12 protein-coding genes are annotated in these 17,006 nt (G+C 70.9%); 6 read left to right on the top strand and 6 right to left on the bottom strand.

Annotation, left to right across the window (positions count from 1 at the left end):
- Positions 1 to 59 precede the first annotated feature (59 nt).
- Both OHU74_RS17765 and OHU74_RS17760 read right to left on the bottom strand, forming a co-directional pair.
- Positions 60 to 983 carry an FkbM family methyltransferase gene (locus OHU74_RS17765; protein ID WP_371616812.1) on the bottom strand — a complete coding sequence of 308 codons (924 nt, stop codon included), beginning with the start codon at positions 981 to 983 and terminating at the stop codon, positions 60 to 62.
- Between the two features lie 19 nt (positions 984 to 1,002).
- Positions 1,003 to 2,115 (bottom strand): glycosyltransferase, encoded by a 1,113-nt coding sequence (locus OHU74_RS17760; RefSeq protein ID WP_371616811.1) that lies wholly within the window; start codon positions 2,113 to 2,115, stop codon positions 1,003 to 1,005.
- Between the two features lie 391 nt (positions 2,116 to 2,506).
- On the opposite strand from OHU74_RS17760, the gene OHU74_RS17755 reads away from it, so the two are divergent.
- Together OHU74_RS17755 and OHU74_RS17750 are read left to right on the top strand one after the other, a co-directional pair.
- Positions 2,507 to 4,003: a hypothetical protein gene (locus OHU74_RS17755; protein WP_371616810.1), complete on the top strand. Its 1,497-nt coding sequence runs from the start codon at positions 2,507 to 2,509 to the stop codon at positions 4,001 to 4,003.
- A 337-nt stretch (positions 4,004 to 4,340) separates the two neighbouring features.
- A complete protein-coding gene (locus OHU74_RS17750; protein ID WP_371616809.1) occupies positions 4,341 to 5,195 on the top strand; it encodes a hypothetical protein in 855 nt (284 codons plus the stop codon).
- A gap of 3 nt (positions 5,196 to 5,198) precedes the next feature.
- Here OHU74_RS17750 and OHU74_RS17745 read toward each other — a convergent pair whose 3' ends face one another.
- The 3 genes from OHU74_RS17745 to OHU74_RS17735 form a co-directional block, all read right to left on the bottom strand.
- On the bottom strand, positions 5,199 to 6,011 hold the full coding sequence (locus tag OHU74_RS17745; protein ID WP_371616808.1) for a hypothetical protein: 813 nt from the start codon (positions 6,009 to 6,011) through the stop codon (positions 5,199 to 5,201).
- 148 nt (positions 6,012 to 6,159) lie between these two features.
- Complete coding sequence (locus tag OHU74_RS17740) at positions 6,160 to 7,404, bottom strand: metallophosphoesterase (RefSeq protein ID WP_371616807.1); 1,245 nt, start codon at positions 7,402 to 7,404, stop codon at positions 6,160 to 6,162.
- 230 nt (positions 7,405 to 7,634) lie between these two features.
- Positions 7,635 to 8,750 carry a LacI family DNA-binding transcriptional regulator gene (locus tag OHU74_RS17735; RefSeq protein ID WP_215021268.1) on the bottom strand — a complete coding sequence of 372 codons (1,116 nt, stop codon included), beginning with the start codon at positions 8,748 to 8,750 and terminating at the stop codon, positions 7,635 to 7,637.
- 362 nt (positions 8,751 to 9,112) lie between these two features.
- Between OHU74_RS17735 and hisC the strand changes: the two genes are divergently transcribed.
- A complete protein-coding gene (gene hisC / locus OHU74_RS17730; RefSeq protein ID WP_371616806.1) occupies positions 9,113 to 10,195 on the top strand; it encodes a histidinol-phosphate transaminase in 1,083 nt (360 codons plus the stop codon).
- 23 nt (positions 10,196 to 10,218) lie between these two features.
- Here the strand turns inward: hisC and OHU74_RS17725 are convergent, their stop codons facing one another.
- Positions 10,219 to 10,587 (bottom strand): cyclophilin-like fold protein, encoded by a 369-nt coding sequence (locus tag OHU74_RS17725; protein WP_371616805.1) that lies wholly within the window; start codon positions 10,585 to 10,587, stop codon positions 10,219 to 10,221.
- Between the two features lie 190 nt (positions 10,588 to 10,777).
- On the opposite strand from OHU74_RS17725, the gene OHU74_RS17720 reads away from it, so the two are divergent.
- Genes OHU74_RS17720 through cydD form a run of 3 tightly spaced genes read left to right on the top strand, consistent with a single transcriptional unit; the run spans position 10,778 to position 16,957 of the window.
- A complete protein-coding gene (locus tag OHU74_RS17720; protein WP_371616804.1) occupies positions 10,778 to 12,283 on the top strand; it encodes a cytochrome ubiquinol oxidase subunit I in 1,506 nt (501 codons plus the stop codon).
- An 18-nt stretch (positions 12,284 to 12,301) separates the two neighbouring features.
- Entirely contained in the window at positions 12,302 to 13,303 is a 1,002-nt protein-coding gene (gene cydB, locus OHU74_RS17715) for a cytochrome d ubiquinol oxidase subunit II (RefSeq protein ID WP_371616803.1), read from the top strand.
- Between the two features lie 51 nt (positions 13,304 to 13,354).
- Positions 13,355 to 16,957: a thiol reductant ABC exporter subunit CydD gene (cydD, locus tag OHU74_RS17710; protein WP_371616802.1), complete on the top strand. Its 3,603-nt coding sequence runs from the start codon at positions 13,355 to 13,357 to the stop codon at positions 16,955 to 16,957.
- Positions 16,958 to 17,006: the final 49 nt, after the last annotated feature.

Genomic DNA, 17,006 nt, shown 5'->3' with positions numbered 1-17,006 from the left:
ACGGCCGGGGCGGCCCCGCGACCCATGGGGGGAGCCGCGGGGCCGCCCACGGCCGGGTTTCAGCGCAGTGCGGTGAGGTAGCGCTCCGGTGCGTCGGGGGCGGCGGCGTTCCGTGTGCCCAGCAGGCTGAGGCACCGGTACGCGAGGTCGGTGGAGCCGTAGACGTGGTGGGCGACCAGGGCCAGCTGCTTGAGCTGCTCGTCGGTCATGGTTTCGGGATGCCCGAAGTCACGTACGTACACGACGTCGGCTTCGAGGAGCTGGTGCTGGGCCTGGCGGAAGTCGCCGCCGAAGACCACGGGGGCGATCGGCCAGCGCTTGACCGCCGTGAAGGCGTGCGGGATGAAGCCCTGACGGCGCAGCTCCTGGTCCACGTCGCCGAACACGGGCTGGTCCTCGTAGAGCGGGACGAAGGACACCTCGGTGTGGATCGCCACGGCCTCGGCCAGCTTCTGCCGGGCGTTCTGGAACACCATCAGCTCGGCACCCTGGATGTCGATCTTCAGGAGGTCGAAGGCGCCGACCTCCGCCACGTCGTCCAGCCGCCGGGTGTCGATCGGGATCTCCTCGAGGACCCGGCCCCATTCGGTGAAACCGTTGAAGAGCCCGAGCCGGTTCGGGTCGGGCCTGTAGAGGCTGGTCATCCCGGAGGCGGCGGCGACGCGGAGGGTGTGGGCGCCGCCGTCGCCGATGGCGTCGGGCAGGTAGGTCTCGTACGGGCCCTTGCGGCGCTGGAGCTCGTCGAGGGCATCGGGCTGGGGTTCGAACCCGGTCACACGGCACAGGCCGGACCGCAGCATGTCCCGGTACGGGGGGTCCCCGTCGATCGGGTTGGCGCCGATGTCGACGACATGGGTCTGGCGAACCGGTTGCACGAGCGCGAGCACGGGCGAGACGGCGGCGGTCGATGCGGTGGCGGTTGCTGCGGCCGTGGTTGATGGGGCCGTGGTTGATGCGGCAGTGGTTGATGCGGTGACGGTCATGACACTCTCATCCTCACGATCAGGCGACGACGCGGTACGCCGCGCCCAGCTTGCGCCGGGCGAAATCGAGGTTCGCGGAAACCCGTTCGCGCTGGTCGTCGGGGAGACTGCCCTCGCTCAGGAGCCGCTCGCAGCACTCCAGTGACTCCTGGTACTCCCCGACCCAGTAGGCGGCGATCGCGAGTTCGTCGAGCGCACGCCACTCGTGCCACGAGAACTCGACGAACAGGATGTCCTGCGGGCGGGGGATCCGCGCCGCCTCGCGGGCGAACATGTAGGCGAGCGGCCAGCGGTTCTGGACGCGGCAGAGACGGGCGAGCTCGCCGATCGCCTCGCCGCGGGTGGGACGGCTCTCGTGCGCGCGCAGGTAGCGGTCCATCACCTCGGCCGGCGGCCGGTCGAGACTCGCGGCGAGCCGTGCGGCGTAGACCTGGGAGCAGTACGTCTCCTCGGCGAAGCCCGCCATGCCCGCCCGGCGGTCGTAGGCGGCGAGGGACTTCTCGGGTTCGCCCGCGTCCCGCCAGCTCTGGCCGAGGTAGAACACGTAGCGGGTGTTCTCGGGTTCCTTGATCAGCCCCTGTTCGAGGATCTCTGCATCGCGCAGGTACTTCTTCCGCTGGCCGCCCTCGCGGAGGCGGGCGCCGCCGCCGACGCTGAGGATGTTGGCGCCCTCGAGCACTCCGAGGCTGAACTCGGTGTCGCACTCGATGTACTCGTGGAGCACGCCGACGTACCGCCAGGGCAGCCGCGTGGAGACCAGCGCCGGCCGCCAGTGGATGATCGGCCCGTCGTGCAGGGCGACGCGGTAGGCGTCGAGGGTCAGGTCGGGCATCCGGAACCCGGGCTGCACCTGCATCTCGTCGTCGGCGTCGATGAACAGCAGGTAGTCGGCGCTGGAGCGGGCGAGCTCGATGGCCTCGGTGCGGCTGCCGTCGAATCCCTTCCACGGTCGTTCGTGGAGGACCCCGGGCAGATCGCTGAAGCACTCCCGGATGACGTCCTGCGTGCCGTCCGTCGAGCCGGTGTCCACGATCACCCAGGTGTCGATCAGGGGACGCATCGAGTCAAGGCACTTCCGGATGGTCGGAGCCTCGTCCTTGACGATCATGTTCAGACAGACTGTTGGTTTCACGGGTCCCGTCCGCTGTAGTGGCCGTTCCTGCCGGCGGTTGGGCCGCTGTGCCTCGTGCGACTAAGGGGGGGCGCTGCTCACGGCTCGCCGGTCCGGATGGATCGTCGGTGACTCTAGGGATCGGGCACGGGGCACCGGTGGGCGGCGCGCCGACGGGGATCCGGAGTTCGCAGTCGGCAACATGCCTCGGCCGGTCGGTGGCGCCGGTGCGGTTGATCGGCGCCGGCCTCGACGGACACCCCTGATTGGCGGTCATTTAGTAGGCCGATGTGTTGATAGTGGGTCGCAGCGCTTGAGGTGTTGCACGCGCAACCCGTAGCTCCGAAGGAAGCTCGTACCCGCAACCGGGACACCACGGATTCCGGTCGGCTTACCTCCCAAGGAGCGCTCAATGAGTCGTGAGCACCGATCCAGGTCGATCCTCGGCCCCCTGCCCCGCAGTAGGGCCTGGCTGACGGGATCCACCCTGGCCTCGCTCTCCCTCGTGCTGGCGGGCGTCGTCAGCCCCATCGCCGCTGCGGCGCAGTACGCCGCACCGCAGGTGTCGGCGGCCCGACCGGCCGGTGGCGGCGGCGGTGGCGGCGGGGAGGACTGCCGGGAGCGGCCGCACCACGACGACGAACCGCTGCGCGCCGGGATGCTGAACCGGTACCTCGGGGGTGGTGGTGACGACGACGAGTACAACGACGACCACGGCCGCGATCACGACCACGACCACGGCAAGTGCGTGGGCCCGACGGGTCCGACCGGTCCGACCGGGCCCAAGGGAGATACGGGTCCGACGGGTCCGACGGGTGGGGCGGGCGCTACGGGCGCCACCGGTGCGACGGGTGCTGATGGCGCTACGGGTGCCACTGGTGCGACCGGCGCGGACGGCGCTACGGGTGCGACGGGTGCTGATGGCGCTACCGGTGCCACAGGGGCGACCGGTGCCACGGGCGCGGATGGTGCCACGGGTGCCACGGGTGCGACGGGCGAGACCGGTCCGACGGGTCCCACGGGTCCGACGGGTGTGGACGGTGCGACGGGCGCTACGGGTGCGACGGGCGAGACCGGTCCGACGGGTCCCACGGGTCCGACGGGTGTGGACGGTGCGACGGGCGCTACGGGTGCGACGGGCGAGACCGGTCCGACGGGTCCCACGGGTCCGACGGGTGTGGACGGTGCGACGGGCGCTACGGGTGCGACGGGCGAGACCGGTCCGACGGGTCCCACGGGTCCGACGGGTGTGGACGGTGCGACGGGCGCTACGGGTGCGACGGGCGAGACCGGTCCCACGGGTCCGACTGGCGCCGACGGCGCTACGGGCGCTACGGGTGCCACGGGTGGGACCGGCGCGACCGGCGCTACGGGCGCTACGGGCGCTACGGGCGCTACGGGCGCTACGGGCGCTACGGGCGCCACCGGTGGGTGCAACGCCATCGCCAACTACAAGCCCAGCGGATCCCGTGAGGTCAAGGCGGTGATGATCAACGGAATCGCGTACGTCGGAATCCGGGGCATCGCTCCGGACGCGACGCCCTTCGACTGGCACAACCTGACCAACCCCACACGCAACCCGGGCTACCCGACCGGGCTGGCCTGCGGAATCGCCGTCGACGAGCACTCCAACGGGGCGAACATCGAGATTTCGACCACCGACGGGCGGGTCTTCGAGACCTTCTGCGAGGTCGTCACCTCCGGACCGACTCTGAACTGCGGGACGGCCGGCGGTCCCCCCACCAACCAGCACCCGTGGACCCTGATCACCCCCGGCCCCACCACCGCTCCCGCGCTGCGGAGCTCCCTCCAGACCCCGCCCGCCAGGAAGCCGGAAGCCAAGAGCCGGGCGGCCAAGAAGCCGATGGCCAAGAACCCGCCGGCCAAGGGCAACAAGTTCCGCGACTAGCAGCGGAACGGGTCACCCCAGTGCGCGGGACCCAGTGACCCGGTGATCCCACAGCAAACCCCAGCGGCCCGGAGCGCCGGTCGGACCTCGGTCCGGCTGTTGTTCCGGGCCGTCGGCGTACGGGCGGACTGCCCTCCGGTGGTGTGCCGCCGGGCCGGGGGCCGCCGAGTGGCCGTCCCCAGACGGCCATGTGGCCGTGTGGGGCTGCGCCGTTCCGCTGACAGGAGGGCGCGTCGGCCCGCCCCTCGGCGGCGGGGTCCTCAGGATGGCCTGCGGAGTCCGGTCATATTTCCGGACTTTGGAAGACCGTCGACCCAATGCGCGCGAGGAGCGGTACATGAGTTCTGAGAACAGGGCCCCTGCATCCCTGGGGCCGTTGCCCCGACGGGCCGGCTGGCTGACCGGCGGCACGCTCGCGTCGGTGGCGCTGGTGCTGGCGGGCATGGCCACCCCGGCCGTCGCGCTGGCCGCGCCGGCGACCGGGGACCACTGCAAGTCAGGGCAGCACAGACCGGACAGCCTCCGTAAGCAGGAAGGTGCGGTCGGGCAGCCCCAGGCCGCGCACGACGACGAGTGCAAGGTGGGCCCGACGGGTCCGCGAGGCCCGCGGGGCCCGCGCGGACCCAAGGGCCACACGGGCGCGACGGGCCCGACCGGGCCCACTGGAGCCACCGGTGCCACGGGTGCCACCGGGGCCACCGGCGCAGGGGGTGCCACCGGCGCGACCGGAGCCACGGGCGCGACGGGTGCCACGGGTGCGACCGGAGCCACCGGCCCGTGCAGTGACATCGACAGCTACGCGCCCTCCGGCACCGAGGACTACAGCGCGGCGCTCAACGGGGGCCACACCTACGCGGGCCGGGCCGCCACCGTTGGTGGCAGTCCCGTCTGGGTCGACTACTCCGGCGTCACCGGCTATCCCAACAGCGCAGAAACCGGATTCGCCTGCGGAGTCTCCATCAGCGGGTCGAACAACGACGCGTACGTCAAGGTGCTGACGACCACCCGCCGGGTGTTCCAGCTCCACTTCGACATCCGAGGCGGGGCCTTCGCACCGGTCGGCAACTGGACGGAGCTGACCCCGGCTCCCGTCCCCGCCTTCCGGGCCAAGGCGGTCGCCAAGGGCGAGGACATCACCTGGAAGGGAGACCTGGGCTACTCGGGTCCCCCGAACACCGTCGGCGCCGAGTAGCCCTCACTCCGGCTCGTTCTCCGGGCCGCCGAAGTCCGGGCTCGTGAAGTCCGGGGACGTGTAACCGGGCCGGGGTCCCTGCGCGGGGGCCCCGGGGCTGGTGAAGTCGGGCCGGGAGTATCCCAGGTTGGGGATGCGCCCGGCCCCCGGCTTGCGCGGGGTCGGGAACCCGGCCCCCGCGCTGGGATCGGCCAGCGCGTCCCGTAGGAACGGCATGATGCCGCGCTCCAGCAGGGCGTTGCGCCAGGCCTCCCGGGCCCGTGACACCTCGTCGGGTACGGCCTCGGTCTCGTCCGCGGCCACCTCGGTGGAACTGTTGCGCACGGCCGTCACCAGCAGCCCGATCACGGCGAAGAGCAGGGCGGCGACCGTGAGCCCGCCGAAGAGCCAACCGGCCGTCAGCATGGTCTCCGCGAAGGCCGGTTCGGGTTCGAAGCCCTTCAGGATGTAGCCCACCATCAGGAAGATCAGCATGGCGGTGCCGGCCAGGACCGGGGCGAGGACCGCGACCACGGCGCCGACTCCCGCGCCGCCGCCCTGTCCGCCGCTCTCCCGGGCCAACGTTCCGGGCGTGGACAGGACCTCGTCCTGCCGCTCCTTGCGGACCTTCACGTAGTGGTCGTACTCGGCTGCCGCCGCGGCCGTCAGCAGCGCGCTGGCTCCCATGGCCATCGTGCGCAACTGTTCGGCGTTCAGCCGTTCGCCCAGGGTGGCGAGCTCGGGCCGGTCGTTCGCGGTGCGCAGCGCCTCGTCGAGGAGCCGATCGAACTCCGGTCGGTCTTCGGTGAGCAGGTGCGGAGCGCTGGTCATGTGCATCCCCCGATGCTCCGTAGGGGCCGGTATGCCCGCGTAGACCCGGGCACCGGCACAAACGGAGGAGAGCCTGCTGCGGATAGAGCGATGGTAGAGCGCCCATGCCGTGCGTTGACAGGGGCTTTCCGGAAATACCCCGCTCCGGGAACCCTCAGTCGTTCAGCGGGAGTTCTACGACGAGCAGTTTGCCCGCCATCGTCACGCCGCCGTCCATGGCGATGGCCAGTCCCTCCGCGTACACGTGGGGACCGACCACGGCCTCGGGGCCGCGCGGCTCGTCGCCGTCCTCGGTGCCCACCTCGCCCAGCAGGTACGGGATGGGGCTGTGGCCGTGGACGACGCGACTGCCGCCGTAGGTGCCCAGGAGCTCGCGGACGGCCTGCGGACCCGTGCCCTCGTCGCGGAAGGCGAAGCGCTTGGTGAACTTGCGGAACAGGTCCCAGGTGATGTCCGCGTCGTTGCGGTTGAGCAGCTCGTGGATGGTGTCGTTGACGTCTTCGACGGAGTCGCCGTAGTCGAGGTAGGCGGTGGTGTCGGAGTGCAGGAGCAGGTGGTCCTCGACCAGGACGGCCGCGTCCAGCCGGGACATCCACTGCAGGTGGACGTCCTGCAGGCGCTCCATGTCGGTGCGCTGGCCGCCGTTGAGGAGCCAGGCGGCCTGGAAGGTGGCGGTGCCGGCGCCGGAGACGATGGGGGTGTCGCCGAACCGCTTGGCGCCGATGAGCAGCAGCTCGTGGTTGCCCATCAGGGCCTTGCAGTAGCCGCCGGCGGCGGCGGCCTCGGCGGAGAGGCGCATGACGAGGTCGATGACGCCGATGCCGTCGGGTCCGCGGTCGGTGAAGTCGCCGAGGAACCAGAGCCGGGCGTTTCCGGCGGACCAGTTGTGGTCGGCGTCGATGAGGCCCTGGACCTGGAGTTCGGAGACGAGTTCGGCGAGGTAGCCGTGGACGTCGCCGACCACGTAGAGCGGTCCGGGACCGTCGGCCGCGAAGTCCTGCGGGACGTACTGGACCTGGACGGTGTCGCCGGGGCCGCCGAGGGCGCCGCGGCCGATGACCGGGAGGTCGCGCTGGGTCGGCGTGTAGTCCTCGAAGTCGCCGTCGTCCTCGGAGTCGTGCTCCTCGGGGACGGCGGCGTACGGGGCTTCGTACCCGTAGCCGTGCTGCGCGGGTACGGGAGCGAGCGCGGGCAGGGGCGGAGGTACGGGTACGGGCGCGGGGCTCTCGCCGTAGTACGCGGGGTACTCCCCGTACACGGGGGCGGCGTCGCCGGGCACTCCGGCGGGCACGGTGACCCCGGAGGGCACGGAATGCGGGGCGGGTTCGACGACGGGCACCCGGAAGTCCCGCTGCGTGTCCGTCCGCACCGCGGGTCCCTGACCGGCCCCCTGCGTCATCGACCCCTCCACCACCGTCGCACTGCCGTACACCTGCGGACCTCCCGCCTTCTGGGCGGAGGGTCCGTGATGTCGTGCGCCCATCATAGGAATGCAGCTCGCGCTCTGTGACGCACCAGGGGTGGTGAATCCTGGCCGGAGCTACTTGTTCCTACCGGTTTCTCCCCATATCTGCACTGCCGAAATCCTGAGCGGGGCCGAAGGCTCCGCCCAGGGACCGGTGTGGTCGGTCAGTCCTGTGCCGGGGAGCGGGGCGGGCTGACGGTCGTACGGGGCTGCCTGCGCTGGGATGAAGTACGGATGATCAGTTCGGTCGGGATGACCTGTTCGACGGGTCGCCCGGTGTCCACGCCTTCGATGGCGTCGATGAGCAGTTGTACGACGGCGGTGCCGATGCGGCGCGGTTTGAGGGACAGGGTCGTGATGGGCGGTTCGGTGTTGGCGTACACGGTGGATTCGCTGCAGCACACGAGCAGCAGGTCCTCGGGAACGCGCAGGCCGTAGCGCCGGGCGGCGGCGAGCAGGTCGGTGCCGTTGGGGTCGAAGAGCCCGTACACGGCATCGGGCCGGTCGGGGCGGGCGAGCAGCCGGTCGGCGGCGACGGCGCCGGCGCACGGGTCGTGGGCGGGGTAGGACTCGTAGACGGGGTCCTGGCCCACGCGCTCGCACCAGCGGAGGTACGCGGTGGTGGAGAGGCGGGTGTAGGTGTCGGTGGTGGTGCCGGTCAGCAGCCCGATGCGGCGGGCGCCGGCGGCTGCGAGGTGGTCCAGGAGGCCCAGTACGGCGGCCTCGTGATCGTTGTCCACCCAGGCGGTGACGGGGAGTGAGCCTGCCGGGCGGCCGTCGGAGACCACGGGCAGGCCCTGGCGGACCAGTTCGGTGACGACGGGATCGTGGTCGGAGGGGTCGATGACGACGGTGCCGTCGAGGGCCACGTTGGACCAGACGTCGTGTCGGGAGGTGGCGGGGAGGATGACGAGGGCGTAGCCGCGGGCGAGCGCGGCGGAGGTGGCGGCCCTGGCCATCTCGGCGAAGTACGCGAATTCGGTGAAGGTGAAAGGTTCATCCCCGTACGTCGTCACGGTCAGGCCGATGAGGCCCGACTTGCCGGTACGGAGGGTGCGGGCGGCCGCGGAAGGGCGATAGCCCAGCCGGTCGGCGACCTCGCGGACGTGGCGGCGGGTGGCGTCCGGCAGCCGCCCCTTGCCATTGAGCGCGTCGGAGACGGTCGTGATCGAGACGCCCGCCGCCGCGGCCACGTCCCTGATGCCGGCCCGGCTTTGTCGGCCGGCGGCCCGCCGGGTGGTCTCGGTCCGGCTCACCTGGTGCTTCCCTGCTGCTGTCATGGCGAGCCGATAGTAGGGCTCGGGGGGCCGGGTGGTCCGGATGCATATGCAGGCGTTGACAGGCACGATTCTGCATGGTTCGCCACCCCCAATGACCTTGGAAACCAAGGTGTTTTCCCCCAATGGGGGCGAGGTGCGCTTGTCGTCGGGTCCGGGCATGCCAAAACGGTGCGGTGTCGGGCAGGTTTCAACTCACCTGTACGAGGGACGCGCGCCACGGCGCAGGCCACCGGCGCGCGCATATATGCGTGCGCTCTCCCGCATTCCTGGCGCCCGCCGTTCTCGGATGGGCGGAATCCTCATAAGGTGAGGAGTATTGAGTCGACGGCGACGTCGTACGGGATGGTCGAGGAGGACCTGCGGTGAGCGAGAAGAGCCCGAAGCTGCGCGCCGAGCTGGACGGCATCCCCACCTACAAGCCCGGGAAGCCCGCCGCAGCGGGCGGTCCCGTGGCGTTCAAACTGTCCTCGAACGAGAACCCGTACCCCCCGCTGCCTGGGGTGCTGGAGACCGCGGTCGCCGCGGCCGGACACTTCAACCGCTACCCCGACATGGCATGCACGGGTCTGGTGAACGAGCTCGCCGACCGGTTCGGGGTCCCGGTGGAGCACATCGCCACGGGCACCGGCTCGGTCGGGGTCGCCCAGTCGCTGATCCAGTCCACGGCGGGGCCGGGCGACGAGGTCATCTATGCCTGGCGGTCTTTTGAGGCTTACCCGATCATCACCCAAATCTCGGGTGCGACCTCCGTCAAGGTCCCGCTGACCGACGGGGACGTGCACGACCTGGACGCGATGTTCGAGGCGATCACCGAACGGACCCGGTTGATCTTCGTCTGCAACCCGAACAACCCCACGGGCACCGCCGTGCGCCGGGCCGAGCTGGAGCGGTTCCTCGACCGGGTGCCCTCCGACATCCTCATCGTCCTCGACGAGGCGTACAAGGAGTTCGTCCGCGACGTGGAGGTGCCGGACGGCATCGAGCTCTACCGCAGCCGTCCGAACGTGGCCGTGCTGCGCACCTTCTCCAAGGCGTACGGGCTCGCGGGCCTGCGCGTCGGATTCGCGGTGGCACACGAACCGGTGGCCGCGGCGCTGCGCAAGACGGCGGTGCCCTTCGGCGTCAGCCAGCTCGCCCAGGACGCGGCGGTCGCCTCGCTGCAGGCCGAGGACGAGCTGATGGGCCGTGTCGGGTCGCTGGTCGCGGAGCGCACGCGGGTCCACGGGACGCTGCTGGCCCAGGGCTGGACGGTGGTTCCCGAGACGCAGGCCAACTTCGTGTGGATGCGCCTCGGCGAGCGGACCGCCGATTTCGCGGCGGCCTGCGAGAAGGCCGGTGTGGTGGTCCGGCCCTTCGCGGGCGAGGGCCTGCGGGTCACGATCGGCGAGACCGAGGCGAACGACCTCTTCCTGCACACGGCGGAGGCGTTCTTCAAGGAGATGTAGCCACCCGCTTCGAGCAGGTGAGGCTACGCGAGTTCCACGCGGATGGAGTCGCCGTCGCGGACGGTGGCCAGCAGGCGGGGGTCGCCGTCGAACGAGCCGAGCACGTTGCACGGGCTCGCCAGGCGGCTCTCGCCCCCGCGGGAGATCGGCGTCGGACCGTAGGGCAGCGCGAGCGCGTCGCCCTCGGTCCAGAACGCGACCGTGCCGGGGGCGACGACCTGCTGGGCGTCGTGCTCCAGGGCCACGGAGACGCCCGTGTCGAAGTAGACCTCCTCGCCCCAGGTGTTCGCGGTGGCGGAAATCGGGAGGGCTTCGGCGAGCGCCTTGGCGGTGGGGGTCTCGTCGAGGGTGGCGGTGAGGTGGCCGGCGGGCCAGAGGATCCGAATCTTCATGGGTCGCATTCAACAATCTGTTGAATGTATTCGCTAGGGGGGACCCCCCTGAAAGATGCCGACACCCGTACGACATAATGCTTGTGAATGTGAACGCGTTCACAAGCGTGTCCTGCTTCCTCCCGGATTGAGTGGGATACAAGAGGCAAACTGCGGCTGTGACCACGGGCGAACCGAAGGAGACGAGGACGTGGACCTAGCTTTGGCGCCAGAGACACTGGCGCGATGGCAGTTCGGTATTACCACCGTCTATCACTTCCTCTTCGTTCCCTTGACGATCTCGCTGGCCGCGCTCGTCGCGATCCTGCAGACCGCCTGGGTGCGTTCGGAAAAAGAGAAGTACCTCAAGGCCACGAAGTTCTGGGGCAAGCTCTTCCTGATCAACATCGCGATGGGCGTCGTCACCGGAATCGTCCAGGAGTTCCAGTTCGGCATGAACTGGTCCGACTACTCGCGCTTCGTCGGTGACATCTTCGGCGCCCCGCTGGCCTTCGAGGCCCTCATCGCCTTCTTCTTCGAATCCACCTTCATCGGCCTGTGGATCTTCGGCTGGGACAAGCTGCCCAAGAAGATCCACCTGGCCTGCATCTGGATGGTCTCGATCGGCACCATCCTCTCCGCGTACTTCATCCTCGCGGCGAACTCCTGGATGCAGCACCCGGTCGGCTACCGGATGAACCCGGAGCGGGGCCGGGCCGAGCTCACCGACTTCTGGCTGGTGCTCACCCAGAACACGGCGCTGACGCAGTTCTTCCACACCATGACGGCCGCCTTCCTGGTCGGTGGCGCGTTCATGGTCGGCATCGCCGCCTTCCACCTCTCCCGCAAGCGGCACATCCCTGTGATGCGGACCTCGCTGCGGCTCGGCCTGGTCGTCATGATCATCGCCGGACTGGGCACGGCCATCAGCGGTGACCTGCTCGGCAAGGTGATGTTCAAGCAGCAGCCGATGAAGATGGCCGCCGCCGAGGCGCTCTGGGACGGCGAGGCGCCGGCGCCCTTCTCGGTCTTCGCCTACGGCGACGTCGAAAAGGGTCACAACACGGTCGCCATAGAGATCCCGGGCCTGCTGTCCTTCCTGGCCAACGACGACTTCACCTCCTTCGTCCCGGGCATCAACGACGTGAACAAGGCCGAGCAGGAGAAGTTCGGGCCCGGCGACTACCGGCCCAACATCCCCGTCGCCTACTGGGGCTTCCGCTGGATGATCGGCTTCGGGATGGCCTCCCTGGGAGTCGGCGTCCTGGGACTCTGGCTGACCCGCAAGAAGTTCATGCTGCCGCCGGGGCTGCGCACCGGTGAGAACGAGGTCCCGCACCTGGTCCTCTTCAAGAAGGCGCTGAGCCCCAAGTTCACCAACCTGTACTGGGTGATCGCGCTCTGGACCATGGGCTTCCCGCTGATCGCCAACTCCTGGGGCTGGATCTTCACCGAGATGGGCCGTCAGCCCTGGGTGGTCTACGGAGTCCTGCGCACTCGCGACGCCGTCTCGCCCAATGTCTCCCAGGGCGAGGTGCTCACCTCGATGATCGGCTTCACGCTGCTCTACGCCGTGCTCGCGGTGATCGAAGTCAAGCTGCTCGTGAAGTACGTCAAGGCCGGCCCGCCCGAGCTCACCGAGGCCGACCTCAACCCGCCCACCAAGATCGGCGGGGACGACAAGAACCCCGACCGGCCGATGGCCTTCTCGTACTGAGGCTGGGGAGACCACACCATGCAACTCCACGACGTCTGGTTCGTGCTCATCGCCGTCCTGTGGATCGGCTACTTCTTCCTCGAGGGCTTCGACTTCGGGGTCGGCGTACTGACCAAGCTGCTGGCCCGCGACCGCAAGGAGAAGCGGGTCCTGATCAACACGATCGGGCCCGTCTGGGACGGCAACGAGGTCTGGCTGCTCACGGCGGGCGGTGCGACCTTCGCCGCCTTCCCCGAGTGGTACGCCACCCTCTTCTCCGGCTTCTACCTGCCGCTGCTGATCATCCTGATCTGCCTCATCATCCGGGGCGTCTCCTTCGAGTACCGCCACAAGCGTCCCGAGGACAAGTGGCAGACCAACTGGGAACACGCGATCTTCTGGACCTCGCTGATCCCCGCGTTCCTGTGGGGCGTGGCCTTCGCCAACATCGTGCGCGGCGTGAAGATCGACCAGCACAAGGAGTACGTCGGCACCTTCTTCGACCTGCTCAACGTCTACTCGATCCTCGGTGGCCTGGTCACCCTGAGCCTCTTCACCTTCCACGGCGCGGTGTTCACCTCGCTCAAGACGGTCGGTGACATCCGGGACCGCTCGCGCAAGCTGGCCATGCGGCTCGGGGTGGTGACCGCCGTGCTGGCGCTCGCCTTCCTGATCTGGACCCAGGTCTCGCGCGGCGACGGCTGGAGCCTGGTCGCGATGATCGTGGCGGTCCTGTCCCTGGTCGGAGCCCTCGGCTTCAACTTCGCGGGCCGGGAGGGCTGGGCGTTCGCCCTGTCGGGAGTCACCATCGCGGCCGCCGTGGCGATGCTGTTCCTGACGCTCTTCCCGAACGTCATGCCGTCCTCCCTGAACGACGCCTGGAACCTCACGGTCACCAACGCCTCGTCCAGCCCGTACACCCTGAAGATCATGACCTGGTGCGCGGGGGTGGCGACCCCGGTCGTCCTGCTCTACCAGGCGTGGACCTACTGGGTGTTCCGCAAGCGCATCGGTACGCAGCACATCGCCGACGCGCACTGAGTCCCGGCCGGCCGACCGGCCCCGTCTGACCCTTCCCGAGGGATGTTTCACGTGAAACCGATCGACCCGCGCCTGCTCCGGTACGCCCGTTCCACCCGTCTCTTCCTGGGGGCGGTGGTGGCTCTCGGGCTCGCCGGGGCGGGGCTGGTCGTCGGCCAGGCGATGCTGATCGCCGAGATCGTGGTCGGTGCCTTCGAGGACGGACTGGACGGGTCGCAGCTCCGGACGCCCCTGCTGCTGCTCGCGGCGGTGGCGCTCGGACGGGGCCTGGTCGCCTGGCTGACGGAGCTGGCCGCGCACCGGGCCAGCGCGGCGGTCAAGTCGGAGCTGCGGGGCCGGCTGCTGGACCGGGCCGCCGACCTGGGGCCCGGCTGGCTGAGCGGGCAGAGGACGGGATCCCTGGTGGCGCTGGCCACCCGGGGCGTGGACGCGCTCGACGACTACTTCTCGCGGTACCTGCCCCAGCTGGGGCTCGCGATCGTCGTCCCCGTGGCGGTGCTCGCCCGGATCGTCACCGAGGACTGGGTGTCGGCGGCCATCATCGTGGTCACACTGCCGCTGATCCCGGTCTTCATGATCCTGATCGGCATGGCCACCCAGTCCCGGATGGACCGCCAGTGGCGGCTGCTGTCCCGCTTGTCGGGGCACTTCCTGGACGTGGTGGCCGGACTCCCGACCCTGAAGGTCTTCGGCCGGGCGAAGGCCCAGGCCGAGTCCATCCGCAAGATCACCGACGACTACCGGCAGGCCACGATGCGCACCCTGCGCATCGCGTTCCTGTCCTCCTTCGCGCTCGAACTGCTGGCGACCCTCTCGGTGGCCCTGGTGGCCGTGACCATCGGCATGCGGCTCGTGCACGGGGAACTGGACCTGTACACCGGGCTGGTCATCCTGGTCCTGGCACCCGAGGCGTACCTGCCCCTGCGTCAGGTCGGCGCGCAGTACCACGCGGCGGCGGAGGGGCTGGCGGCCGCGGAAGAGATCTTCGACGTGCTGGAGACCCCGGCCCCGGAGGCGGGCGGCACGGCCGCCGTACCCGCTGCGGGGCTGCGGATCGAACTGGACGGGGTCGCGGTCCGGTACCAGGGCCGGGGCGAGGATTCCCCCGGACCGGTCTCGCTGACCGTGGCGCCCGGCGAATGCGTGGCCCTCACCGGACCGAGCGGCGCGGGCAAGTCCACGCTGCTCCAGGTGCTGCTGGGGTTCGTGACCCCGAGCGCCGGCCGGGTGCGGGTCGGCGGCGTGGACCTGGCGGAGCTCTCTCGGGAACAGTGGCGGGAGCGGATCGCATGGGTGCCGCAGCGGCCGCACCTGTTCGCCGGGACGATCGCGCAGAACGTACGGCTGGCGAGGCCGGAAGCCGAGGACGAGGCCGTCGTCGGTGCCCTGAAGGACGCCGGGGCCTGGGAGTTCGTGGCCGGACTGCCGCACGGCGCGGACACGCTGCTCGGCGAGGGCGGTGTCGGTCTGTCCGCGGGGCAGCGGCAGCGCCTCGCACTGGCACGGGCGTTCCTGGCGGACCGGCCGGTGCTGCTGCTGGACGAGCCGACGGCCGCGCTGGACGGCGAGACCGAAGCGGGCGTCGTGGAGGCGGTACGCAGGCTCGCGGTCGGGCGGACCGTGCTGCTGGTGGTGCACCGGCCGGCGCTGCTCGCCGTCGCCGACCGGGTGGTGCGCGTCGGGGCGGGCCCCGCGGGGCTGCTTCCGCACCCCGCGCCCGCCCCCGCCTCCGCCCTCGCCCGGACCTCCGAGGGCTCGGGCGTGGAGGCGGCGGACCCTGCCGGAGTGAGCGACCCCGGGGAGTGGATCCTCGGGAGCGCGCCCGCCGAGCGGGTGGCGAAGGCGGCCGGAGCCGATACGGGCGGGCGGGACCCGCTGCGGCGGGTCAGGGCCGTGGCCAAGGCGTGGCAGGGCCGCTTCCGGCTCGGGCTGCTGCTCGGGGCACTGGCCGTCGGGTGCAGCGTGGGGCTGATGGCCGTCTCCGGCTGGCTGATCTCGCGGGCCTCCGAACAGCCGCCCGTGCTGTACCTGATGGTGGCCGTCACCGCCACGAGGGCCTTCGGCATGGGCCGGGCCGTCTTCCGGTACGCGGAACGGCTCGTGTCCCACGACGCCGTGCTGCGCATGCTGGCCGACCTGCGGGTCTCCGTGTACCGGGGGCTGGAGCGGATCGCCCCCGCCGGGCTGCGCGCGCAGCGGCGCGGGGACCTGCTGACCCGGCTGGTGGCCGACGCCGACGCCCTGCAGGACTACTGGCTGCGCTGGTTGCTGCCCGTCGGCACCGCTGTGCTCGTCGGGACCGGGTCGGTGGCGTTCACCGCCTGGCTGCTTCCCGAGGCCGGAGCCGCGCTCGCGGCCGGGCTGATCGCCGCCGGCGTCGGGGTGCCGCTCGTCAGCGCGGTCTGCGCGCGCCGTACGGAGCGCCGGCTCGCGCCCGCCCGGGGGGAGCTCGCCACCCGGGTGGCCGATCTGCTGACCGGGACCGCGGAGCTGACCGTGGCCGGAGCCCTCGGCGGGCGGAAGGCCGCCGCGAAGGAGAGCGACCGCACCCTGACCGGGATCGCCGCCCGCACGGCCGCCGTCACCGGGCTCGGGAGCGGGCTGTCCGCCCTGTTGTGCGGGCTGACCGTGGTGTGCGCCTCCGCCGTCGGCGCGAGCGCCGTCGCCGGGGGCCGGCTGTCCGGGGTGGCCATGGCCGTGGTCGTGCTGACTCCGCTCGCCGCCTTCGAGGCCGTCACCGGGCTTCCGCAGGCCGTCCAGTACCGCCAGCGGGTCCGCCGAAGCGCCGAGCGGGTCTACGAGGTCATCGACTCGCCCGTCCCGGTCACCGAGCCCGAGCGGCCCGAGGTGCTGCCCGCCTCGCCCTTCCCGCTGAGGCTGACGGGGCTCGCCGCCCGCCATCCCGGGCAGGAGCACGACGCCCTGCGCGGGCTCGACCTGACCCTGGAAGCGGGCCGCCGGGTCGCGGTCGTCGGCCCCTCGGGCGCGGGCAAGACCACGCTGGCGCAGGTTCTGCTGCGCTTCCTGGACCAGCACGAAGGCTCGTACACCCTGGGCGGGACCGACGCGCGTGCGCTCGACGGGGACGACGTGCGCCGGGTGGTGGGCCTGTGCGCCCAGGACGCCCACATCTTCGACAGCTCGGTGCGGGAGAACCTGCGCCTGGCCCGCACCGGGGCGAGCGAGGAGCAACTGCGCGGAGCGCTCGCCGCGGCGCGGCTGCTGGAGTGGGCCGACGGCCTTCCCGACGGGCTGGACACCCTGGTCGGTGAGCACGGCGAGCGGATCTCCGGCGGTCAGCGCCAGCGCCTCGCGCTGGCCCGGGCCCTGCTCGCGGACTTCCCGGTTCTCGTCCTGGACGAGCCGGCCGAGCACCTGGACCTGGCGACCGCGGACGCACTGACCGCGGACCTGCTGGCCGCGACCGAGGGCCGCACCACCGTGCTGATCACGCACCGGCTGGCCGGGCTGGAAGCGGTGGACGAGGTGCTCGTACTGGACCGCGGCGCGGTCGTCCAGCGCGGGGCGTACGCGGAGCTCGCCGCTGTCGAGGGGCCACTGCGGAGGCTTCTGGAGCGGGAGAGGGCAGCGGACCGCACGACGGCCGATTCCGAAGGCTCGTCCTTCCTTGCTCCTGACTCCCCTCACTCCTGACTCCCCTCACTCTCGACTTTCCTCACTAAAGCGGACTAACTAGTCTCAA

This window comes from Streptomyces sp. NBC_00454 (assembly GCF_041434015.1).
Classification (GTDB): domain Bacteria; phylum Actinomycetota; class Actinomycetes; order Streptomycetales; family Streptomycetaceae; genus Streptomyces.
This window is presented reverse-complemented; position numbering and strand designations above follow the sequence as displayed.